Source organism: Streptomyces sp. NBC_01296 (genome assembly GCF_035984415.1).
Lineage (GTDB): Bacteria > Actinomycetota > Actinomycetes > Streptomycetales > Streptomycetaceae > Streptomyces.
In genome coordinates, this window is the sequence record NZ_CP130720.1 from 2,106,204 (window position 1) to 2,129,601 (window position 23,398).

Below are 23,398 nucleotides of genomic sequence, written 5' to 3' on the forward strand. Positions count from 1 at the left end.
CGAGTCCTCGTACGGGAGCAGGGCACAGGCACGAGCAGCCTGCCGCCATTGGCCACACCGGAGTCGGCTGCCTGGGCCCGGAGCCTGCTCGACGACGGCTGGGCGGCGGTCTTCCTGCCCGGCGAGCCGTCCCGCCTCGGCCGGTTGCTGCTCTGGCAGCCCGCCGGGGCAGCCGCCGCCAAGGGCACGGCACCCGCGGGCATCGAGACCGAGGCGGCGGAGCTCGTCCTGCCGCACGGCCGCTCGGTCAGACGGCGCAAGGCGGAGGGTTACGCGCTGCCCGTCGCCCTCGCTGTCGCCGCGCTGTCTGGGGCACAGCCACCGCACCCGTCCGCCGCCGCCTGGCAGACCGCCGCCCGATTCGCGCTCCGGCTGCTCGCCGACGGCCGTCTTCACCCGGCCCTCACCCCCGACGGCTACGACACCTGGCAGGCGGGCCCCCTCAACGCGGCCCAGCGTCGGACGCTGGACGCCCTCGCCGCCGCCTTCCCGCCCCACGGCCACTGCCTGCCGGAGCCAGGTCCTGCCCCGCTGCGGATCGCCGAACCGGCCGCGCTGGTGCGCCGGTTCTGCGACGCGGTCGCCGACGCCCTGGTCCGCACCCCCGCCGTTCCGCTCGCCATGGGAGCCCTGCCGTACGCCTGGCGCGAGACGCGTGCCGTGCCCACCCTGCACGAGTGGGCCGAGGAGACCGCTGCCGCGTTCACCGCCGACGTCCGAGTCTCGCTGCGGGTCGACGTACCCGAGGGACGCCGCCGGCACTTCCGGGCCGTCCTCCAGCTGCACACCGCTGCGGATCCGGCGCTCGTCGTGGAGGCCGCACAGCTGTGGAGCGAGCCGGCCGAGACCGAGCGCCTGCTCGGCCCGCGCGCCGAAACCGAGACGCTGCTCGCACTGCGCCGCGGCGCCCGCGTCTGGCCACCGCTCGACCGGCTGCTGAAGGACGCTGCTCCGGACCGGCTGCGGCTGACCGACGACGAAGCCTTCGACCTGCTGGGCGACGCCACCGACACCCTGCGCGCCGCCGGTGTCGACGTGCACTGGCCGCGCGAGCTCGTCAAGGCATTCACCGCGACCGCGGAGATCGGGCAACGCACCGCGCCCGGCTCCAGCGCGGGCGGCATGCTCGACGCCGGCACCCTGCTCGACTTCCGCTGGCAGCTCTCGCTCGGCGGAGACCCGCTCACCGAGGCCGAGATGGACGCCCTCGCGGAGACGCGCCGCCCCCTCGTCCGGCTGCGCGACCAGTGGGTGGTCGCCGACCCGAAGCTGGTGGCCCGCGCCAAGCGCCGCCGGATGGAACCGCTCACTCCCATGGAGGCGCTGGGCGCTGCGCTGACCGGCGAAGCGGAGCGGGACGGGGAGACCTTTCGCTGCACGGCGGTCGGTGCGCTCGGCGACCTCGTCGCCCGTATCCGCGACCCCGAATCCCGCACCCCCGCCCCGCAGCCCACCGCACTGAATGCCACGCTGCGCGACTACCAGAAACGGGGCCTCGCCTGGCTGGCCGAGATGTGCGAGCTCGGTCTCGGCGGCTGTCTCGCCGACGACATGGGCCTGGGCAAGACCATCACCCTGCTCGCTCTGCACCTGCACCGCCAGACCGACCCCGCCACCGCGGGCCCCACACTCGTCGTCTGCCCCGCCTCGCTGCTCGGCAACTGGCAGCGCGAGGCAGCCAGGTTCGCGCCTTCCACCCCCGTGCGCCGCTACCACGGCGGCGACCGCCACCTGAAGGACCTCGCCGACGACGAGATCGTCCTGGTCACCTACGGAGTCCTGCGCCGCGACCGGGAGACCCTCGCCGAGAACGCCTGGTCGCTGATCGCCGCGGACGAGGCCCAGCACGTCAAGAACCCGTACGCCGTCACCGCCCGCGAGCTGCGCGCCGTGCCCACCCGCGCCCGCGTCGCCCTCACCGGCACCCCCGTGGAGAACAACCTCTCCGAACTGTGGGCGCTCCTCGACTGGACCACCCCCGGACTCCTCGGACCACTCGCCGTGTTCCGCGACCGCCACGCCCGCGCGATCGAGTCGGGCGAGGACCCGCGGGCCGCTGAGCGTTTGTCTCGTCTCGTGCGGCCCTTCCTGCTTCGCCGCAGGAAGTCCGACCCGGGCATCGCGCCCGAACTGCCCGCCAAGACCGAGACCGACCGCGTCGTGCCGCTGACGGCCGAACAGGCAAGCCTGTACGAGGCTGTGGTCCGCGAAACCATGGCGAAGATCGCCGAAGCCGAGGGCATCGCCCGCCGCGGCCTGATCCTGAAGCTCCTCACCGCGCTGAAGCAGATCTGCAACCACCCCGCGCAGTACCTGCGCCAGTCCACACCGCTGCACGGCCGCTCCGGCAAACTGGCGTTGCTCGACGAACTGGTCGATACCATCACCGCCGAACGCGAGTCGGTGTTGGTCTTCACCCAGTACAGGCAGATGGCGAACCTGCTGGAGAAGCACCTCGCGGAACGAGGCGTCCCCAGCCTCCTCCTGCACGGCGGCACCCCCGTCAACGCGCGCGAGGAGATGGTGGACCGCTTCCAGCGCGGCGAGGTGCCGGTATTCCTGCTCTCCCTGAAGGCCGCGGGCACCGGCCTGAACCTCACCCGTGCCACCCATGTCGTGCACTACGACCGCTGGTGGAACCCGGCGGTCGAGGACCAGGCCACCGACCGCGCCTACCGCATCGGCCAGGACAAGCCCGTACAGGTCCACAAACTCCTCGCGGAGGGGACCGTGGAGGACAAGGTGTCGAAGCTTCTCGAATCCAAGCGCGCGCTCGCCGACGCCGTGGTCGGCTCCGGTGAGGCCGCTCTGACCGAACTGTCCGACGCCGATCTCGCCGAACTCGTCGCCCTGGGGGGGCAGGAATGAGCCCTTCGATCCCCGGCCCGCGCCGCACGCCCGCCCGCGGCAGGCGTGCCTTCGCCGAGACCTGGTGGGGCCAGGCATGGGTGACGGCCCTGGAGGACTCCACCATGGACTCGGGGCGCCTGTCCCGCGGACGCACCTACGCCCGCCAGGGCATGGTGGGCCCGACCACCATCGCCCCCGGCCAGGTCAAAGCCGCCGTCCAGGGCAGCAGGCCCCGCCCCTACCGCTCCACCGTCCACCTGCCCGTCCTCACCGACGCCCAGTGGGACACCCTCCTCGACACCATCGCAGCCCGGGCCGGGCATCTCGCCGCACTCCTCGACGGCGAGATGCCCGCCGAACTCGTCGACGACGCCCGCCACGCCGGTGTCCCCCTGCTCCCGCAGCCCACCGAACTCGACCCCGAATGCTCCTGCCCCGACTGGGGCTACCCCTGCAAACACGCCGCCGCACTCTGCTACGCCACCGCCTCCACCATCGACGCCGACCCCTTCGTGGTGTTCGCCCTGCGCGGCCGCGGACGGGAGGAGGTCCTCGCCCAGCTGCGCGCCCGCCGTACGGCCGCCCAAGCGACCTCCACCCCACCGGCGCCGGCCGGCCTCCCGGCCGTCGGCGCCTACGCGGCCTGGGCCGCCCTGGCCGAACACACTCCACCCCTTCCAGATCTCCCCGAACCGGCCCCCCACACCGCCACACTGCCCGCCGCCCCGCCACCCGGCACCGGTCTGTCCACCACGGACCTCGAACGCCTCATGACGGACACCGCCGCACGCGCTGCCCGGCTGCTCACGGGCGACACCACCAGCCTGCACCTGACCCAGCGCGAGGACGCGGCACGGATCGCCGCGAGCAACTGCGGACCCGAGTGGTTCCACCACCTCATCCAGAACACCGGTGCCAGACCGACCGCGTTCGCCCGCCTCACCCGCGCCTGGCGGTATGGCGGCCCAACCGGCATCACCGTCGCCGAACAGCCCTACACCCCCGACCCGACGGCGATGACAGCCGCCCGCAGCGCCCTGACCGGGGCCCTCACCGAAATGACCACCGCCCCGGCCGCCCTCAGGGCCTGGCGCAACCGCCTCACTCTCACCGACCACGGCATCCAGCTGCGCCTGGGCCCTGACGCCCGCTGGTACCCCTACCTCCAGGGTGACGACGGCGACTGGTGGCCGGCAGGACCGGCCGACAGCGACCCCGTCACGGCGCTCACCTCCGTCTGGCAGGAGGCCGAGAGGTGACACGTACGACAGCCCGTGAATCGCCTCCTCGGCCCACACGCCGCCGCCTCGACTGTGCGAAGCGGCTCAGCAAGCCCCAGGAGGGCCGTCTCACCAGCGGAAGCACCGTCGAGAACCCGCTGCGGCTGGGGAGAATCTGGGGAGAATGAAGCAGCGCTGGGGAGCGGCTGGGGAGAATCGACCGCACAATTCGGCCTCACCATGAAAGCGTCGGAAACATGCAACGCCGCAGGTCAGCACGCCTCACACAGCGATCTGCGCAGGTCAACGCGTTGAGGACGACATCTTCAAGAAGATCTCTTCCTGGGCCGCCATCCTCTTTGCACCCACGCTGGTGGGAACCATCTACGGCATGAACTTCGAGTACATGCCGGAGTTGGGTTGGAGCTTCGGATACCCCCTTGCGATCTGCCTCATGGGCGTGGTTTGCGTGAGTTTGTACGTGATTTTCAAGCGGCGAGACTGGCTCTAGACTCCTCACATCCCGCTCAGCTCTCCTTCGCACTTTGCTCTCGCATCACTCACAGATCGACTCAGAAGCAGCCCTGGGGAGTCCCTGGGGAGAATAGATGCGGGTGATCTCCTCACCTTGTCCCCGACAAGCCCGTGACCAGCCATTTTTGGGCGTCGGCAAGCTCTGGGGAGAATCCGGGGAGAACCGAATGGGAGTCAGCGCCTTGCGCCCGCCGCAACGAGCCCGCCGGGCTTCCTGTTCAGCGCCCCTTACAGAGCCCGCCGACCCTGCGGCGCATCACAGACAGTGAGCCTTTCCATCCTCACGCTGATGCGTGATGAAGAACGATGACGGCCCTGACGATGTCGGTGATCCAGTTGGTGCTGCAGCGGAGTTTCCGGAGCAGGCGCCAGCCCTTGGGGACTGCCATGGGACCAAGCCGGTGAACTCCACGCGCTCAGCCCGGCGGGCGTAGTGGCTGGCTATGGCGGTGCACAGCGGAACCTGGCCTGCACCCCCGATGACACGTGCGCGATCACGGATGTGGCCACGACCCCGGCCACCACGTACGACGCCCGGGCTCTGCCCGGCATCCATTCCCGGCTGAGGCGTCGCGGCCAGCTGCCGGGCAACCCCATCCGTCAGCACCGCCAGAACGAGGGCTTCAGCCGGGACGACTTCCACATCGACTTCGACTGCTGCCAGCTGACCTGCCCCCAGCGCCAGGTCAGCGAGGGATCGCACGGCCCCTACCCGACCTCCTCGCCCACCGCGGCGCCGCTGATCACGGCACGGTTCACCAAGGGCAGCGCCGGCCCCGCCCGGTCCGCACCCGGTGCACCAAGCATCCGGAACGTCGGCTTCGCCCGCGCGAACTCCGAGACCTACAGATCCGAGTCCGCGCCGAGCAGCAGACGCCCAACTGGCGGGCCCGCTACGCGGTCCGCTCCGAGTGAAGGACACCGTCAACGAGTTCGCCCATTGGGCACGGCATACGCCGCTGCCGGAGACAGCCGAAGGCCCACCTGCAGCACGTCCTCACGGCCATTGCCGTGAACATCGGGAGACTCAGCGGCCTCCCGCCGACCGGCGAAAGCATCCCCGCCACGGCCACCAACCGCATTCCGGAACTTCCTGGACCAGCACGAAATCCAGCGGCCAAAGTCCTGACGCACCGCCAGCGACTGACGTCGACCACTGCAAGATCCTCGACAGTGTCAAGCTAGGGTTGCGATTCGCGGTCGGTATCAGGGCAGGCATCACGCGTGGGTGACGGCAACGACAGCGGCAAGGTTCTGGACATCAGTACGGCCGATATCAAGTTGACGGCGCCGGTCTTCCACACGCAGGGCCAGAACTTGAGCAAAGCGCTCACGACGCTCGTCACCGCCCTCGACGGGCTCGGTAAGCCGTGGGGAGATGACGAGCAGGGCAAGGCATTCGGCGACGCCTACAGCCCCCAGCAGAAGGCCATCGAGAAGGCGGCCGGCACCCTCGTCCTCGGTCTGGTCAGCATTCACGAGGCGATGACCGACATGGCGGACGGGCACGTCGACAACGACGAGCTGATCGCCGGGATGTTCACGAAAGTGCTGTCGAAGGACGGCGAAGGCCACGACAGGGGCGACAAGTGAGCATTGAGGACGAGGCCAAGGACCTCCTGCTCAAGCTGGGCCTGTGGTGGCCGGATGCCAATTCCGGCACCCTGCGGCACGCCGCCGATGCCTGGCGGACCTTCGCCGACGCCGTCGACGATGTACGTACGCCCGTCAACAACGCGGCCTCTTCCCTGATCACCAACAACACGGGTGAGGCGATAGAGGCGTTCGGGACCTTCTGGGGGAGGTACGCCAAGGGCAACGACGCGGGCTGGCTCAGCGACCTCGCCGAGGCGGCCCGCCAGATGGCCGAGGCACTGGACAAGTTCGCCAAGGCCGTCGACGACGCCATCAACAAACTCTGGACGCAGATCGGCATCGATGCCGCGATCATCGTGGGTGGCATCGCGCTGGCCTTCGTGACCGCGGGTGCTGCCGCGGGTGCTGCCGCCCTGGCCACCGAGGCCCTCATCGAATTCGGCGCCACCATGGGCGTCGCCGTCACCACCACCGTCGCCGAAATCGCCGCCGGCACGCTGGTCGCGGCGGCCTTCGGAAGCATGGAGTCGGTGACCATCGACCTCGCGGTCGCCCAGCCCCTGAAGATCGCCACCGGCATGCAGAAGGGATTCAGCCTCGACGAGATCAATGCCGCGGCAAAGGACGGCATGATCTACGGCGGGGCGTTCGGCGCCGCCGGTGGTGTCACGAAGGCCGGCATCGAGGGGAGCCTGTTCACCAAGACCGAGGTGCCTCTGATGCTGCGGCCGCCGACGCTCCGCCCCGACCTGGTCGAACTCGGTCCTGCGGCCCGGCAGTGCAAGAGCACTCCGTGCGTCGGAGAGCCGATCGACGTGGCGACCGGCGCCATGCTGATGACGCAGACCGACCTCACGCTCCCCGCCGACCTCCCCCTGGTCTTCGAGCGCACCCACCTGTCCTCGTACCGCGGTGGGGTGTGCTTCGGCCCCACCTGGGTCTCCACCCTGGACGAGTGCCTTCAGATCGACGGGGAAGGGGTGGTGTTCGCCGCCTCGGACGGCATGCGCCTGGTCTACCCCGTTCCTCAGCCCGGCGAGCCAGCCCTGCCCGTCAAGGGCGCCCGCTGGCCGCTGAAATGGGACGGCAAGCCCGACGGCGTCATGACCATCACCGACCCGGACTCCGGAGTCGTCCGCACCTTCAGTACCCCCCTCCCTTCCGACAGCTTTGGTGTCTTCCACCTCCCCCTGGACAGCTGGCACGACCGCAACGGCGCTCGCATCGACATCGAGCGCACGCCCGACGGCATCCCCACCGCGCTCCGCCACTCCGGCGGCTACTACATCGCCGTCGACACCCAGGGGCCGCGCATCACCGCCCTGCGCCTGTTGGACCAGGCCCCGTCGCGGTACGAGCCGTCACCGGGCGAGGACGCCGGTACGGTTGTGATGCGGTACGGCTACGACGGGGCGGGCAACCTCACCGAGGTCATCAACTCCAGCGACGAACCACTGCGTTTCACGTACGACGCCGAGAGACGGGTCACCTCCTGGACCGACCGCAACGGCACTTCGTTCGCGTACTTCTACGACACCCGCGGCCGAGTCGAGCGCACCGAGGGCAGCGACGGCTTCCTCTCCGGCACCCTCGCCTACGACGACACGGCGCACACCACCACCTACACCGACTCCCTCGGCCGCCGCTCCACCCACCGGTACAACTCCGCGGGCATGGTCGTCGAGGAGACCGATCCGCTCGGCCACACCACCCGCACGCAGTGGACACAGCGGGGCGACAAACCCGTCTCGGTCACCGACCCGCAGGGCCGTACGACGCGCTACACCTATGACGAAGCCGACAACCTCACCGCAGTCACCCTGCCGGACCAGACCGTCGCCCGGGCCACGTACAACGCGCTCGGCCGGCCGGTCGAGGTCGTCGAACCCGGTGGTGCGACCTGGCACCACACCTACGACGAGCTCGGCAACCTGGTCACCACAACCGACCCGCTCGGCGCCGAAACACACTGTGCCTACGATGAGTCGGGCCATCTGGTCACTGTCACCGACGCCCTGGGCCATACCCGCAGGGTCACACCGGACGCGGCCGGGCTGCCCGTCGCGGTCACCGATGAACTCGGACACACCACGGTGGCGCGCCGCGACTCCTTCGGCCGTGTCGTCCAAGTGGTCGACCCACTGGGCGGGACCACCCGCATGGGCTGGTCGACCGAAGGCAAGCCGACGTGGCGCGAGCATGCCGATGGCAGCCGGGAGTCCTGGACCTGGGACGGCGAGGGCAACCCGCTCACCCACACCGACCCCGCTGGCAACGTCACCCGCCACACCGCCACGCACTTCGACGTACCCGCCACCCGCACAGACCCGGACGGAACGGCATACGCCTTCGCGTACGACACCGAGCTCCGGCTGACCGGAGTCACCAACCCGCAGGGGCTGACCTGGACGTACGCGTACGACGATGCGGGCCGACTGATCACGGAGACCGACTTCAACGGCCGGACGCTGACGTACACGCACGACGCGTCGGGCGCTCTGACATCCCGCACGAACGGCGCGGGCGAAAAGCTGAGCTTCACCCGGGACGCGCTGGGCCGCGTCGTCGAGCAGCGCACCGACGCGGGCGCCGTCACCACGTACGCCTACAGCACATCGGGCCATCTGATCCACACGGCCAACTCGGATGCGGCGGTCGCCATCGAGCGGGACGCCCTCGGCCGTACGCTCACGGAAACCGTCAACGGCCGGACCATCACCTACGTGTACGACGTGCTCGGACGTCTCGTCCGGCGCACCACCCCGTCCGAGCTGAACTCGCAGTGGACCTACGACCCGGCAGGCCGCCCCGCGGCGATCAGTACCGAGGCTGGTTCCCTGACCTTCGCGTACGACGCCGCGGGCCGTGAGACCGAGCGCCGCCTCGGCGACGGAGTCACGCTCACCCAGTCCTGGGACACCGCCCACCGCCTCACCGAGCAAACACTTTCGGGTTCGGGCCGGGTGAACGAGGCCGACCGTCTCCTCCAGCACCGCACGTACGCCTACCGCGAGGACGGCTACCTGACCGAGATCCGCGAACTGACCTCGGGCACCCGTCGGTTCGACCTCGACCGACTGGGCCGGGTCGCCGGGGTCCGGGCCCACGGCTGGACCGAGGCGTACGCCTACGACGCGGCAGGCAACCTCACCCACGCCACGGCCCCCGCGCACGAAGCCTCTGGCGACCGCGCATTCAACGGCACCCTCATCCGCAGCGCCGACCGCACCTCGTACGAGCACGACACCCAGGGCCGCCTGATCCGCAAGACCCGCAAGCTCCTCAACGGGCAGCAGCACACCTGGACGTACGCGTGGAACGCGGAAGACCGCCTGACGGAGGCCGTGACACCTGCCGGCGAACACTGGCAGTACACGTACGACCCACTGGGCCGCCGAATATCCAAGCACCGCTTGTCAGAAGACGGCTCGACCGCCGACCGCACGGAATTCACCTGGGACGACACCCGCCTGGCCGAACAGAACACGTCCGACGGCCAGGTCACCACCTGGGACTACGCCCCAGGCACCCACCGCCCCCTCACCCAGAGCGACCACAGACCGCTGGTCCGGGAACAAGGCGCATCGCTGCTGGCCCAACTGGCCCAGGACACCTCGGCGGACTACGCCACCCGCTTCCACGCCGTCATCACGGACGCGGTCGGCACGCCGACCGAGCTGGTCACCCCTGACGGTGAACTGACCTGGCAGCGCCGCACCACGCTGTGGGGCAGGCACTTCCCCGCCCCGACGGACACCACATCCGTAGACTGCCCACTCCGCTTCCCCGGCCAATACGCGGACCCTGAAACCGGCTTTAACTACAACTACTTCCGCTACTACGACCCCGAAACCGCCAGGTACATCAGCCCGGACCCGCTGGGCCTGGAACCGGCACCCAACCACCACGCTTATGTTGTGAACGCGTTGGGCTGGACCGACTCGCTGGGGCTTGCGGCACGGGGCCCGAAGGATCCACTTGACCTTGGGCAGGGGTATCGAGGGCGATTGGACACCTGGCAGGAAGGGATGAAGGGAAGAGACTTTGAGATCCACGTCTACGACAAATCTGGCCGCGAAGTGGGTATCTTTGGCAGCGACGGCTGGTTCAACAAACACCGGACAAAAGGTGCAGATGTTGAAGTTCCGCCAAGTGTCGAAAATGCGCTGAAGGGGAAAGCCATCGACACCATGCGGCGGCATAGGCGGATTGGCCCGAAGGGGACCGAAGACGTCACCGGAGATAAATGGCAGCGACCCCGCCTTGCCTCGGAAGGCTGTAAATGAAATATGTGAAGGCGGACTGGGATTCAGAGATGCACGGGTTCAACCTGGACCCGAGTGCCTATCTCGTCGAACTTCCGCAGATGCGGGACGCGTTGCCAGCCGGAGCCTGGGCTTTTGCCTCCGATGCCGAGCACTACAGCATGCGCAGTGCCCGATCTGTAAAAGACCTCGAACTGGCAGGAATCTTCGTGCCGACGGACAAGCGTGGGGTCTTGACCCTGGAATTTTCCGCCAACCAGTGGAAGCATGAATCCGGTCTTCGGATTCGGTACTCCGGGGTCTCGCACTTCTCGATCGACTACGACCAGTCGATCGACTGGATGCAGGCCGATACGGTGCTCCTCGACGAGATCCTTCCGCGGCATGATGGTTGTAGCCACGAAATTGTGCTGACCGATGCGTCGATCACTGTTCACTGCCAGGACCTTGAAGCCGTATGGGGTGCCGCGTGATGAGCAGTCTTGCGCCGGGACGCAGGGGCCGTCGCCCGTCGCCATCGGAGTCTTCTTTCTGGCCGGGCTGGCCGGCGTCGGGTGTGGTGCGAGCTGGGCGTTCAATGTGCGGGGCATCGCGGTGCGGCGGGCCGAGGGCATTCGGCAGCGCCAGCAGCCGGTAGGGACGCAACTGGCGCAGCCGGCCGGTTCGATGTGGGCGCAGCCCTGGTACCACCGGGTCCTGGGGCGGCCATGATGGGCGCCGGACTGGTGATGGTGGTCGCGGGGTATGCGCTCTGGCACCTCCGCTGACGCGTCCCGGCCCCGGCCCGGGGGCCGACCCAGGGCTGGGGCTGTCGGCAAGGTGAGGGGGAGCGCTACGGGAAGTAGCGCTCGACGACCTGCGGGCCCTCCTTCTCGATCAGCTCGCGTGCCTCTTCGAGCCGCTCCGGAGCAGGCTCCTGGCCACGCGCCAAGTGGGGGCCGTACGGCGCACCGAGCGGCCCGCCAGGTGCTGATGGCAGTGGTCTGTGTCAGCCTGTACGTCATCTTCAAGAAGCGCGACTGGCTATAGGCCGCACATCAGCATCGTTGATCAAATTAGCTCTTCGACCAGGTCTGTCCTGTCTCCCCCGACGACTGCAAACCGGCAGTCGTCCAACAACCTTGCCCGTAGGGCGTCGATGCCCGACCCCCTGGCTAGCCTGCCCCCGTGACGCCCACCGATGACCGACAGTTCCCCGCCGCGCTCGCCACCGCGATGGCCGTTCGATTCGACTACGCCGACGGGAAGAACGGGGTCGACTTCGAGCCCTTCCCGGCCTTCCTGTCCGCTGCCGAGACCACCGACTGGTTCCAGGCGTGGACCGGGAACAGCGAACTGGACGGCGGCGACTTCCGCGTGTTCGGGCAGGACGGCACGGGCGGGTACGCAGCGTTCTGGCTCATCCGCCCCGGCCGGCCGTCGGCCGAGCAGCCCGTCGTCTTCCTCGGCTCCGAGGGCGAGACCGGTGTCGTAGCACGCGACCTGGGCGACTTCCTATGGCTACTGGCCGACGGCTTCGGCCCCTGGGAAGCCGCAACCTCGTACGAGCCCGACTGGAAGGCGCGCCCCAATCCGGAGTTGGCAGCCATCGCTGAAGGATTCGCACCGCACCAGCGCCGGTCGGCGGCAGCCGTGATCGAGCTGGCGGCCCAGGAGTTCCCCGACTTCGACGACACCATCATGGAGCTCTGCCACTGAACCCAGCGCCGTCACCTGCACGACCGGCCGGGTTCACTGGACAAATCCTCGATCGGACGCGAGTGATCACCACCGAACTCGCCGCTTCGGCACGGTCCCCACTCCAGGGGAATCGCGGACGTTCACTCAAGTCCCCCACGCCGCCCTGCCGCATTCGAGCATCGCTCTAGCCTCTGGTCATGAGGCATGGGGAGGGCGAGGACGAGCTGGTCCTGGAGGCCCGCGAAATGCCGGCCACCGGACGGGACGAGGAGGAGGTCTTCGCCGAACTGGCCGCGCGCACCGGCGACTGGGGCGCCTCCGCGTTGGCTGTGTGTCTGGCCCTCGGAGTGCCCCTGACGAATGCCGAAGCCCGAATCCGCGAGGTTCGGCCCCTCTTCAAGGAGTTCGTGGTGGGTGAGGAGGACCTCGTCGCCTCGGTTCCAGCCTTTGGGCATGTGTTCGTCGTGGACCGGGTGCTGGACGCTCACGGTGAACGGATCCGCGACCTGTTGGGGACCGCGGCCGGCGCCCGCGGGGGCTTCCCCGGCGGCCTTCTCGCGTGGTTCCGTAGCGGGGAACTCACAAAGATCTTCCTGTTCTTCGCGAAAACGCGGTTCCGGAACGGGCGGGGCTCACCTCCCGAGTTCTGGGTCGCCATGGTTACGGCCGGGGAACTACTGGCGACCGAGGACGGCCCGGACCAGGCAGAGGTGACGGCAGGACTAGAACATTGCCGGATGCAGGCGACTGTCGTCAGTACGGGATCTCAGATGGGTGTGGTTCGGTTTGAGGGACCGTGATCACGCCAGTGGCGATCGGCCAACCCTCGGCGAGCGCACCGACGCGCCGACGCGCCGGGCCCAACCCCTCTACCACACAAGGACTTAGCGGACCAACGCAAAGCGAAACGCCTGGTCACCAGGTCCCTCAATCCGAACCACAACACCCTTCTCTGTTCTGCACTCGTCACCGACCGTGGTGTTGTACGTTCGCCCCATCTGGTGGCTGGTTGGTTCGCGTCGAGCGGATTCGGAAGGAGCCGTGGCGCGGGAACCACCGGTGGAGGGGCCAGGGATTCCTGAGGGGGAGACATGGCGTATCAGGTGGAGTTGCCCATCGGTGCGGCGGGCGGGCCACAGGACGTGGTGAGGGTCGAGATCGCGCCGATCGGCGAGGACGGCCTGGTCAGGGTGGCACGGCCGGGGCAGGTGATGGCACGCGCCTCACGGTCGCTGGGGGAGATGGTGAACGGAATCCGGCCGGTCGCGCAGAGTTTCGTGGATGGCTTCCGTGGCATGGTCCATGGACCTGACGAGCTCAACCTCGAGTTCGGGCTGTCGTTGTCCGCTGAGGCTGATGTGATCATCTCCAGTACGGCGGCCCAGGCCAACTTCAAGATCTCGCTCACCTGGCACCGTCCCCCGTCCGACCAGATCGGCGCCCGCGCGGAGCAGGCGCAGTGACCCCGTTAGGGCCGCAGGCGGCGGAGGGTATCGGGCCGAAGGCTCTGAATGCGGCAGTGCTGCGGATCCGCGATATGCGTGGAGAAGCGGTGGGCCTGGGATTCCTGGTCTCTCCGGAGCTGGCTCTGACGTGTGCACACGTGGTGTCCGCAGCCCTTGGCACACCACAGGACCAGGAGCCGATGGCCTCTGCCCGGCTCCACGTCGATCTGCCGCGGTCACGCCGTCGATCCTGGGGCCTGCCGCACCGACGGGGGACGCCGGGAAGTGGGATTTCCAGTACTACTTCGACGGCGGCGGGAACGTGCTCACGGTGTCAGGGACCGTGGTGCAGCAGTGGGATCCGCGCACCGGTCAGGAGCTCGCGCACTTCGACGCGAAGGTCCTGCAGCCCAAAGATGCCCCCGAGGGCCGGCCACGCATCTCGATAGGCCCCTATCCGGCCCCGAACAAGGTGGACGTGGTCACCTGGGGTGATCCTGATGTCCGCATCGTTGACATCACCACAGGTGCTGTCAACGAGACTGTGAGGACCACCGAAGACGTCCTGGCCGTGCAGTTCGACCGCAGCGGTCGCTACTTCGGGTTGATGCGCCGCGGATCGATCGTCGAGCTGTGGCGGCGTGACCCGCTCCGTAGGGAACTCGGCCCGCTGCGCAGCACCGCCGAGGACCTGGTCACACCGACCGTCACGCAGTTCATCGACCGGGACGGCCGCTTCCTGATCGCCGCCAACAACGCCGTACGGATCTACCGCGTTGGGGAGCGTGCCCCGCAGGACTCCTTCGAATTCGGCGAACCGCCCGGCAGCACTTCGAACCGCTCGTACTCGTTCATGGACATCTCGAAGGACGGCAGCACGGTGATCTACGCTGACCCGTCCGGAGCAGGCGGCGTCCTCCGGCTCGACCCTCAGATGTGGCAGCGCGACCTGTGCAAGATCATCGGCTACCGGCAGTTCACCGATGACGAGCGGGCGAGCCTTCCGGCGCGTGTCCCCGTACAGCCACTGTGCGCCGAGCGTTAGGCATGTTGGTGTTCTGGTCGGGCATTTTCGCCGTACCGGACTACCGTAAAGCGAAACGCCTGGTCACCAGGTCCCTCAATCCGAACCACACCCATCTCAGATGCGGCTGTGAGAGGGGAAAAGGCCCTCAGGTACGTACTCGGGCACCGTGCCGAGCAGTGCGTCGATGGCCTCCTGGAACCGGTCGCGACCGCGCTGGCCGCCACCCGTATCTCCGATGAGCAACTTGGTGTGGTCGAGGAACACTTGGAGGCGATGCGCGGCGCCCGTGACGACGTGGAGCGAGCGGATGGACCGGCTCGAGTGCCTGGTCCTGCTCGGCCGGTTCGGCGACGCCCTGGACGACCTCACGGTCCTGTCCCCGTCCGACCGGTACGACGAGTCGCTGCTGGCGCTGCGGATGCGGGCCCTGTACGGCTGTGAACGCCAGGCGGAGGCCCTGAACGCCTATCAGGACATGCGCGTACGGCTGCGTGACGAGCTCGGCGTCGATCCGGGGGAAGAACTCCACCGGCTGCACGAAGCGGTGCTGCGCCGCGACGACGCACACCTGCTCGGTCCCGCCGCCACCCGCTCCGCCGCACAGCCCGCCCGGCCCTGGACCCGCCGCACCGTCAATGAACTGCCGGGCGACGCCGGCCGCCTCGTCGGCCGGGAGGCCGAGCTCGCCCAGCTGACCGGGGCCTACGCGCCCGGATCCGTGTCGATCCTGACGGTGGACGGTACGGCCGGTGTCGGCAAGACCGCGCTCGTCGTACGCGCGGCCCGTGAGCTCAGCGACCGTTACCCGGACGGCAGCCTGTTCGTGGACCTGCGCGCGCACAGCACGCAGCGGCGCCAGACCCCCGAGCAGGCACTGCAGCGCCTGCTGCGCTCCCTGGGCGCGGCCAAGGGCGAGTTGCCGAGCGACCTCGAGGAACTCACAGCCGCCTGGCGCGCGGCGACCAGCCCGCTACGGCTGCTCCTCGTGCTGGACGACGTCCTGGACGCGGACCAGGTGCGACCGCTGCTGCCCGCAGGAGCGGGCAGCCGGGTGCTGGTGGCCGGCCGCCGACGGCTGCCCGAACTGGACGCCGATGGGCGGGTCACGCTGGAGCCGCTGAGGGGCGGGGGTGCGGTGCAGCTGCTCACGCACCTGATCGGAGAGGAGCGCGCGAGCCGCGAGCCGGAGGCTACGCGTCAGCTGGTCGGACTGTGCGACGGGCTGCCGCTGGCGCTGCGCATCGCCGGGTCGCGGCTGCAGAACCGCCGCACCTGGACGGTGGAGTACCTGGTGGGCCGCATGGCGGGCGACGAACGCCGGCTCGGCGAACTGAGCATCGGGGACCGCAGCGTCGAGGCGGCCTTCCGGCTGTCGTACGACCAGCTCGCACCCGACCAGCAGCTCGGATTCCGCGCCCTGGGCCAGGCAGCGACGGTCGAGTTCGACGTGCTGGCACCGGCGGCCATGCTCGGCCGGCCGCTCCACGACACCGAGCGGATCCTCGAGAGCCTGGTCGACGCGAACCTTCTGCAACAGCCGCGTCCGGGCCGCTACCGCTTGCACGATCTGGTGCGCGTGCACGCGCGGCGCCTCGCGGAAGCCCTGCCCGACGAGGCCGCCGGCGCACGTACGGCCGCACTGCGCCTCTACCTGGACGCCGCCCGGATCGCCAGTGACTGGGGCCTCGCCACCGGTTTCCCGACCGGCCCCCAGCCCTCCGGAGCTCCGTTCGCACACTGGAAGGACGCGGAGAGCTGGCTGGACGCGGCCGGCGGAGAGCTCGTCGACGTCGTCGGACACGCGGTGGCCCTCGGCGAGGTCGACCTCGCGTGCTGGATCGCCGAGGCGCTGGTGGACTACTTCACGCGGCAGGGCCGCTACCACGAGTCCCAGACCGCTCTCGAGATCGCACTCGCGCACGTGGACGGGGCCACCGACCCGAGGATGGCCCTCGCCCTGCGGAACTGCCATGCCTACACGGGCGTGTGGCAACGCCGGTACAGGCAGTCGCGGACCTTGTTCACCGAGGCGCTCCACCTCAGCCGGCGCGACCTCGACCCGGCCGAAGAGACCCGGGCCCTCATCGGGCTGGCGTCCGTCGAGGTGAGTGTGGGCGAGGGCGACCGGGCGATCGCCAGTGTCACCGAGGGACTGGCCGCGTCGCGGGCGCCGCACAACGACTGGATCGCCTCGATCGGATTCGTCATCCAGGGCCTCGCCCACCAGTTGGAGGGACGGAACGAGGAGGCGCTGGCCAGCTTCGCCGAGGCCCGCACCCACGCCGACCGGAGCCGCAGACCGCGCATGCTCGGCAGGGTCCTGAGTTTCTCCGCCGACATCCACCTCCGCCTCGGCCGCTACGCCGAGGCCAAGGGCCTGCTGCGCCAGGCGGTCCACCTGGTCGAGGAGGCCGGGGACGTCTTCCTCTGCGCGCGCGGCCTGACCCTGCTGGGCACGGCAGAACTGGGCGAGGGCGACCCGGCCGCGGCCATGGCCTTCCATCACCAGGCCCTGATCCAGCATCAGTTGCTGTCCCCGCTCACCGAACCCGCGTACGACTGGCTGGAGGTGGACATTCGCTCGCGGCTGGGGTTCGCCTATCTGGCGGCGGGCCTCATCGGCGAGGCGCTCGAACAGTTCCAGACCGCACTGGGGGTGCCGGGCGCGCGTGGGCAGCGCGGCTGACCGCATGCCCCCGCCGCGCCCTACTCGGCTTCGACGGCCGTGATCCGGTCGAGGACCTCCGCGTAGAGGGGGCGTTTGTCGGGGCGGGTGTGGGTGGCGGCGTGCTTGAGGGCGGGGATGGCGGGCCTGCCCAGGGCGATGAGGCCCTCGGTCGCGGCTCTGCGGACGGTGGGGTGGGGGTGCTCCAGCAGTGCGGTCACCTCGGGGGCCGCGGGGGTCCAGGCGGCGTGGCAGAGGGTTCGGATCGCCGTGCGCACCAGGTCCGGCTGGGGGTCGGACAGCAAGAGCGAGGTGTGGTGCAGGTAGGTCTGACGGTCCAGCAGGGCCCGTGAGGTGCGGTGGGCGTGCAGGCGGACCTTGGGCCTGGGATGGTTCAGCAGCTCGCCGATCAGCTCGCGCAGGCCGGAGTCCTGGTCCGCGGCCGGGCCGATGTGCCGTTCGGTGAGTTGTCTGAGGGCCTGGTGGATGAGTACCGGGTCGCCGGTGCGGGCCAGGTTCAGCAGCTCCTGGCGGGACTGGGCTGGTGAGGCGCCCGGCGGGGTGGGCGGGGTGCGGTCGCGGAGCGCTGCGAGGGCGGCGGCGTCCTGCTCCGCGGAGTCCGGGCGGCGCAGCGGGCCCTCGACGAGGAGCAGCCCGTCCGCGAGGTCGTCGCGTCCTTCGGCACGCAGCCGCCGACAGGTCTGCGTCAGCGCAGGCGTGCGCAGCAGGCGACGCCCCCGGAGCAGGTCGAGGAACCCCCAGGCGCCGGCGTCGAGCCGGCCGGCGAGGCGCTCCGCCAGCGCGTCGGCGGGAAACCGGAGCAGCGCCCGCGCGGCTGCGGAGCTGCCGGACGGCGGATCGTGCTCCCACCAGTCCAGCAGGAGCGGGACCAGCGGTTCCAGGTCCCACGGGTCGAGCCGGCTCGCCGCGAGGGCGACCCTGTCGTGCAGGACGTCATGCGCTCGGAGTTCCGTCTCGCCGACGGCGTTCAGCGGGTGGGCCAGGTCGGCACCGACGGGTACGTCGATGCGGCCGCGCAGAAACGCCCGGAGCACGGGAAGCCTGGCCTCGGGCTCGGGCCACTCCAAGAGCGCCAGGGCCGCAGTGTGCCGGCGCTCCGGAGCGGATGCCTGCAGCATGGCCAGCAGGCGCTCCCGCAGTGCGGTCGACCGGGGCTGGTCGAGGTCGTCGGCGTGGACCGTCCGCGGTCGCGGCGCCGTCGCGTACGTGGTCTCGGTGAGGGTCCAGGGTGGTGCGTCGAGCGGCTGGACGTCCGTCATCCAGTCGACGAGGACGGGGCGGATCGCGGGGCCGGCGGAGGCGTAGACATCCATCAGCGCGGTCAGGCGGTCCCGGGAGCCCGGGATATCGTCGTGCGGCCGGCAGGGTCGGCGGAATTCCTCCAGGGCGCTCGGTGTGCGCACTGCCGCCTCCAGCGCGGCTCGCCACGCCTCATCCTTGGCCTTGGCCTTGGCCTTGGCCTTGGCCGGCGAGGTGGCTGCAGGGGATTGCGGGGCGCCGAACGCGTCCCGCAGCACGGCGGTCTCGGCCTGACAGGGGTCGGCGTCCAGCCGGGCCGAAGCAAGAGCCTGCTCGAGGTCGGCCCGCACCAGCACCGCATCGAGGGCGCGGAGCAGCCCCAGTACGGACCGGCCCCCGGATGCAGGGCGCAGCCCGCGTACCGCGTCGGCGACATCCTGCTTCAGAGCCGCCGGCAGCGTCGGGGCGACCGCTTCGAGTACCGCGATGAGATCGTGCCGGTCTGCGGCCGAAGCCTCGTCGAGCCCGTCGAGCCCGTCGAGCAGGACCCCGGTGAACCGGGCGAAGGCTGCCAGTTCCCCGGTCGTCCACGGTGCGGGGCAGAGCCGGAGGACGAAACGCAGTACGCGACCTCGGACGGCGGGTTCGGAGCCGGCCAGGCAGAGCCAGTCCGGCAGCATGGGCCGCAGCGCCCCCAGCCGGGCGGGGCGCGTGTGCTCATGCCTTTCGGCCACGCGGAGCGCCACCGACGGATTCCAGCCGTCCGCCGTCAGCGACCTGACGTCCGGGTCCGCTCCGATGTCCGCCGCCGGCCCCGGCGTCGCGGGCGCGGCGATCCCGTGCTCGGCCATGGCCGTGGACAGCTCCTCGATCGTCCCGCAAGCGAGGCCGACCCGGCGGGCCGCCACCAGGGCGAGCAGGGTCGGTACGACCCGCGATGCCTGGTCGTCCAGTGCGAGGACCGAGCGCGCGGGCAGTGCCCGATCGAGGCCCGCCAGCAGCAGTTCGCGGGCGCGGCCGTCCTCGCCGTGTTCGGCGGCGGCGAGGACGGTCGCCGCGTACGCGTCGCCGAGGATGGCGCGCAGCGCCGCGACGAGCGAGCCGCGCAGGCCCGGATTGTCGTGTCGCCCGAGCCAGAAGAGCAGTGCCGGTACCGCCATGGGCGTGCCCGCGCGGACGAGGACCTCGGCGGCGGTCTTCTTGATGTTCATGTTCGGATGGTCGAGACATGCGGCGATCGCGGTGGAGGCCCAGCGGGCCCGTGCGTGGCCGAGTGCGAGCAGCGCCTGCCGGACGGTCTGGATGTCCTGGGCGGTGGTCAGCGTGATCAAGGTCGCCGACAACGCCTGCGCATCGTCCCCGGTGGCGTCGCGGGCGAGCAACGCGATCACGTGCTTGCGCACGTGCCGGTCGCGGTGCCGCAGCAGGCGGTACGTCCGCGTACAGGTCCGCGCGTAGGGGGCTCGGAGCAGGAGTTCGAGCAGGACCGCCTGTTCGCCGCTCGACAGTCCGGGCCGGTCCAGCAGATCCAGGCCCATGGTCGCGACGAGCGCGTGTCCGGCCTCTCGTGCGGTCGCCGCGTCGAGCAGGCAGGACGGCCTGATCCGTCCCCGCGCGTGAAGACGACGGCCCAGGCCGTCCAGGGCATCCAGGATCTCCTGGGGTACCACGGGCTCCCCGGCCGGCCGGCCGTCTTCGAGTCGCGGGGCGGCTGCGCCCGGTTCCCCCGACGCCGCCAGGTCGGCCACGATGCGCAGGAGCAGGTCCGCGATGACCGGCAGCGTGCCGGCGCCGCCGTGTGCAGCCAGTCTGCACAGTGCCGCCACCGGCTCGTCCGGGTCCAGGTGGGAGCTCAGGAGGGCCAGTTCCTGCTCGTCCGGGCCACCGAGATCCGCCGCGATGCGAGTCGGCAGATCGGCGGGATCGAGACGGACGAGGACGGCGCGTCGCTGTGCCGGATCGTGGGTCAGATGCCACAGCACCTCGAGGGCGCGGCTGCGCACCGCGCGGAGATGCGGCGCGATCACGCCCACACCCACGCTCTCCGCCGTGGCGAGACCGAGCCCTTCCCCCAACGCGGTCGTGGTCCGGTGCCCGCCGATGGCCTCCAGAGCCTCCAGGGCCGCTGCGGGAGCGGACGGCAGGAGAGCGATCACGGCGTCTTCGGCATCCGCATGGCGCAGGGCACGGATCGCGTCGAGGAACGGACCTGGCACGGGAGCCGAGGGAAGAACCCGTGTGACCGCGTCCCCGATCGGCAGCTCCCCCGCTCCCTGTCCGGCCAGGGCGACCAGCAGCGCGAGCCGCCGCGGCCAGCTCGGATCGTCGGCGTCCGCATCAAGCAGTACGCGGAGCATCACGTGTCGGCTGGTGAACAGGATCGTGGCGACGTCGTGGGGCGGGATCGAGTGATCGGCCAGCGCCAGGCCGATGATGGAGGGGACGTGGGCGCCGTCCGGGAAGTGCCCGCGCCGGTGGAGCCCGCGCAGGCATGCCACCGCCGGCCCGCCGAACAGCAAAGGATCCCGTGCGGCGATGGCCGTCAATGCGCCGATGTCACCGCGGTCCGCCAGGTCACCGAGCAGTTCCATCCCGCGCCGACGAAGGTCCGGCGGCAGATCCGGATCGTCGACGACCTGCCGGAGCAGACCGAGGTGCCCGTGATGGGCGGCAGCCACGATTGCGGCATCGGCCACCTCGGGCCGTGCGATCACCGAGTGGGCAGCGAGAAAGGGAGACAGGCGTCCCGGCGCCAGGGGATCCAACGCCGCCCACGGCTCGGCGAGTTCGGCCAGTACGGCGGCGACGACGGCTGCGCTGTCGACACCGAGCAGGCTGATCGCGTACTCGCGCACCCGTGCGGGAGCCAGCAGACCGGCGTGCAGCCCCTGTCGGGCCAACCGCAGCGCCGCGGCCTGCAACACCGGATCGGCGCTGTCCACCAGCTCGTTCACGAGTTGCCCGGGCCGGTGTGCGCAGGTGACGGTCAGTTCCCGCACGGCCTGGTACAGCAGTTCGCCCCGAGGCTCCTTCCGGAGCACCGTCGGTTCGTTCAGAAGCTCGGCGCGCAGCCAGGCGATCTGCACCCGCGCCGGCAGCTCGGCCGTACGCCATGACGGCCGGCGGAGCCCCTGGCGATACGGCCCCAGTCGCTCGTAGAGCCGCGCCAGGACGAGCGCCGCCTCCGGCGGTCCCTCCACCACTGCCGGCAGCAGCCCCGCGAGCTCGGCCGTCTCGAGCCCGTCGCCCGTCCGGCCCGACGTGACGCGCTCGGCCAGAAGGACCAACCCCAGGTACCGCAGGCGGGGATCGTCGTGCCGGATGAGGATGCCGAAGACGGCCGGCGGGCAGAGCTGCGCGTCAAGACGGCCGGCCAGCCAGCCGGCATCGGCTCGGCGCACCGCATCGTGGAAGGACTTGTCCGCCGATGTGATCATCGTCGGATGCTAACGGGGACGTTCCCCGCCCCACCAGCGGGATTCACCCGGTGCGTCGCGCACCCCGTGGATGCTCCGGCTTCGCCTCCCCCGACGCGGCCGCGCGGCGGTGCTTGATGTTGACGGCCGAAGCCTTGGCCACTGCCAGGGGGTTCAGGAAGCGCAGCGGACCGATCAGGCGGGATGCGAACAGGTACATGTGCCGCGCCATCGACTCATCGCGCGCCGCCGCCGAGAACACCAGCCGCTCGATGGGATTGAACGGACGGGCCTTGGCATAGTCGACGGCCAGGGACTGGTGGCCCTTCAGTCGGCGCCCGTGTGTGCGTGCGTAGAGGGCGAGTGACCTGTCGAGGTCGCCCCGACCGGATGCGGCCGGGGCGACCGCCTGCGTCAGCCATTGCGCGGACTGCAGGGCCCACCCGCAACCCACCCCCCACAGGGGATCGCTCGTCAGGGCGGCGTCGCCGATGAGCGCGAGGCCCGGAGCGGTCGGCTTGCGGCTGTGGAGCGGGTAGTTGACCGTACCGATGATCTTCGTGATGCGCTCGGCGGAGTCGATGGGCGGCGCCTCGGGCAGGGCGCGGACGAACTCCAGGAAGCTGCCCTCCAGGTCTTCCCGGAAGGCCGGCAACCGCTTCTTGTCCGGCAGCACCGCGAGGACCGTGACCCCGCCGTCGTTCGGAAACGCGTACGCCATGTCGGGCTCGAGGAACCAGGTCTGGCCGATCCCGCCGTGCAGCGGAAGGTTGCGGAAGTGCGCGAGGTAGCCGAACCGCGCGTTCTCGTAACTCCGGGCAGGCACCGCGGCGAACTTCGCCACGGCCGAGTCCTTGCCATCGGCGCCGACCACCAGGCGGGCCCGGATCTCACGCTCGCCCTCCGGGGTCGACGCGCGCACCCCCACCGTTCGCCCGGCTTCCCGGACCAGCCCGGTCACATGGTGGCCGGGGAGCAGGTCGACGCCAGGGGTTTGGGCCGCACGGGACCTGATCAACGGGTCGAGGGTGCTGCGCCGAACGTTGTACCCGTACGGCAGCTCGGGGCCCGCCGGTGCGGCCTTCGGCTCGATCCATCCCCAACGGGTGTACCAGCGGGCCTCGTTGCGGACGGCTCCCGCCTTCTCCAGAGCGGGGACGAGGCCGAGTTCGTCCAGCACCGGGTAGGCGTTGGCCGTGAGGGAGTGCGTGCACAGCACCTTGTACGCCTCGGGGTCCGAGCGGCGTTCCAGCAAGGCGACGCGGACACCGCGTCGCGCCAGCAGGATCGCCGCGGCGCTGCCGGCGAGGCCGGCTCCGCTGATGACGACGTCGTAGTCGTGTCCCGCGCTCTCAGGCTCGGTCATGCGCTGATCGCCCCCTTCGAGGTGTGGTGCCGTCCGTCGGAGTGGTGCAGTGCCACTGCTGTCAGGTACATGGC

The 23,398-nt window shown here is 70.2% G+C and carries 12 protein-coding genes and 3 pseudogenes; 12 read left to right on the forward strand and 3 right to left on the reverse strand.

Annotation, left to right across the window (positions count from 1 at the left end; translation table 11 throughout):
* The first annotated feature begins 48 nt into the window (after nt 1-48).
* The 3 genes and pseudogenes from OG299_RS09840 to OG299_RS09850 form a co-directional block, all read left to right on the forward strand.
* Nucleotides 49-2,868, forward strand: a complete 2,820-nt coding sequence (locus OG299_RS09840; RefSeq protein WP_327361256.1) for an SCO1167/SCO6262 family helicase — start codon at nt 49-51, stop codon at nt 2,866-2,868.
* Nucleotides 2,865-4,109 carry an SWIM zinc finger family protein gene (locus OG299_RS09845; protein WP_327361257.1) on the forward strand — a complete coding sequence of 415 codons (1,245 nt, stop codon included), beginning with the start codon at nt 2,865-2,867 and terminating at the stop codon, nt 4,107-4,109. The genes OG299_RS09840 and OG299_RS09845 overlap by 4 nt, the downstream gene beginning before the upstream one ends.
* Before the next feature lie 286 nt (nt 4,110-4,395).
* A pseudogene (locus OG299_RS09850) lies at nt 4,396-4,581 on the forward strand (CorA family divalent cation transporter); the annotation flags it as partial.
* Nucleotides 4,582-4,885: 304 nt separating this feature from the next.
* Here the strand turns inward: OG299_RS09850 and OG299_RS09855 are convergent.
* Nucleotides 4,886-4,993 (reverse strand): annotated as a pseudogene (locus OG299_RS09855) (IS5/IS1182 family transposase); the annotation flags it as partial.
* An 835-nt stretch (nt 4,994-5,828) separates the two neighbouring features.
* Between OG299_RS09855 and OG299_RS09860 the strand changes: the two are divergent.
* The 9 genes and pseudogenes from OG299_RS09860 (at nt 5,829) to OG299_RS09900 (ending at nt 17,303) form a co-directional block, all read left to right on the forward strand.
* Nucleotides 5,829-6,197, forward strand: a complete 369-nt coding sequence (locus tag OG299_RS09860; protein WP_327361258.1) for a hypothetical protein — start codon at nt 5,829-5,831, stop codon at nt 6,195-6,197.
* Nucleotides 6,194-10,486, forward strand: coding sequence for a DUF6531 domain-containing protein (locus OG299_RS09865; protein ID WP_327361259.1), 4,293 nt, complete (start codon nt 6,194-6,196; stop codon nt 10,484-10,486). The genes OG299_RS09860 and OG299_RS09865 overlap by 4 nt, the downstream gene beginning before the upstream one ends.
* Nucleotides 10,483-10,938, forward strand: a complete 456-nt coding sequence (locus OG299_RS09870; protein WP_327279328.1) for a hypothetical protein — start codon at nt 10,483-10,485, stop codon at nt 10,936-10,938. The genes OG299_RS09865 and OG299_RS09870 overlap by 4 nt, the downstream gene beginning before the upstream one ends.
* Before the next feature lie 694 nt (nt 10,939-11,632).
* Complete coding sequence (locus OG299_RS09875; protein ID WP_327361260.1) at nt 11,633-12,163, forward strand: SMI1/KNR4 family protein; 531 nt, start codon at nt 11,633-11,635, stop codon at nt 12,161-12,163.
* A 179-nt stretch (nt 12,164-12,342) separates the two neighbouring features.
* Nucleotides 12,343-12,945 carry a hypothetical protein gene (locus OG299_RS09880; protein ID WP_327361261.1) on the forward strand — a complete coding sequence of 201 codons (603 nt, stop codon included), beginning with the start codon at nt 12,343-12,345 and terminating at the stop codon, nt 12,943-12,945.
* Between the two features lie 291 nt (nt 12,946-13,236).
* Nucleotides 13,237-13,608, forward strand: coding sequence for a CU044_2847 family protein (locus tag OG299_RS09885; protein ID WP_327361262.1), 372 nt, complete (start codon nt 13,237-13,239; stop codon nt 13,606-13,608).
* A gap of 313 nt (nt 13,609-13,921) precedes the next feature.
* On the forward strand, nt 13,922-14,635 hold the full coding sequence (locus OG299_RS09890) for a hypothetical protein (protein WP_327361263.1): 714 nt from the start codon (nt 13,922-13,924) through the stop codon (nt 14,633-14,635).
* 171 nt (nt 14,636-14,806) lie between these two features.
* A pseudogene (locus tag OG299_RS09895) lies at nt 14,807-14,920 on the forward strand (FCD domain-containing protein); the annotation flags it as partial.
* A 4-nt stretch (nt 14,921-14,924) separates the two neighbouring features.
* Entirely contained in the window at nt 14,925-17,303 is a 2,379-nt protein-coding gene (locus tag OG299_RS09900; protein WP_327361264.1) for an ATP-binding protein, read from the forward strand.
* A gap of 20 nt (nt 17,304-17,323) precedes the next feature.
* Here the strand turns inward: OG299_RS09900 and OG299_RS09905 are convergent, their stop codons facing one another.
* Complete coding sequence (locus OG299_RS09905; RefSeq protein ID WP_327361265.1) at nt 17,324-21,979, reverse strand: HEAT repeat domain-containing protein; 4,656 nt, start codon at nt 21,977-21,979, stop codon at nt 17,324-17,326.
* A 43-nt stretch (nt 21,980-22,022) separates the two neighbouring features.
* Entirely contained in the window at nt 22,023-23,324 is a 1,302-nt protein-coding gene (locus OG299_RS09910; protein WP_327361266.1) for an NAD(P)/FAD-dependent oxidoreductase, read from the reverse strand.
* Nucleotides 23,325-23,398: the final 74 nt, after the last annotated feature.

Coding starts and splice junctions, on each gene's coding strand:
- OG299_RS09905 (WP_327361265.1), bottom strand. CDS start 21,979: ATGATCACATCGGCGGACAAGTCCTTCCACGATGCGGTGCGCCGAGCC.
- OG299_RS09880 (WP_327361261.1), top strand. CDS start 12,343: ATGAGGCATGGGGAGGGCGAGGACGAGCTGGTCCTGGAGGCCCGCGAA.
- OG299_RS09885 (WP_327361262.1), top strand. CDS start 13,237: ATGGCGTATCAGGTGGAGTTGCCCATCGGTGCGGCGGGCGGGCCACAG.
- OG299_RS09910 (WP_327361266.1), bottom strand. CDS start 23,324: ATGACCGAGCCTGAGAGCGCGGGACACGACTACGACGTCGTCATCAGC.
- OG299_RS09845 (WP_327361257.1), top strand. CDS start 2,865: ATGAGCCCTTCGATCCCCGGCCCGCGCCGCACGCCCGCCCGCGGCAGG.
- OG299_RS09870 (WP_327279328.1), top strand. CDS start 10,483: ATGAAATATGTGAAGGCGGACTGGGATTCAGAGATGCACGGGTTCAAC.
- OG299_RS09900 (WP_327361264.1), top strand. CDS start 14,925: ATGGACCGGCTCGAGTGCCTGGTCCTGCTCGGCCGGTTCGGCGACGCC.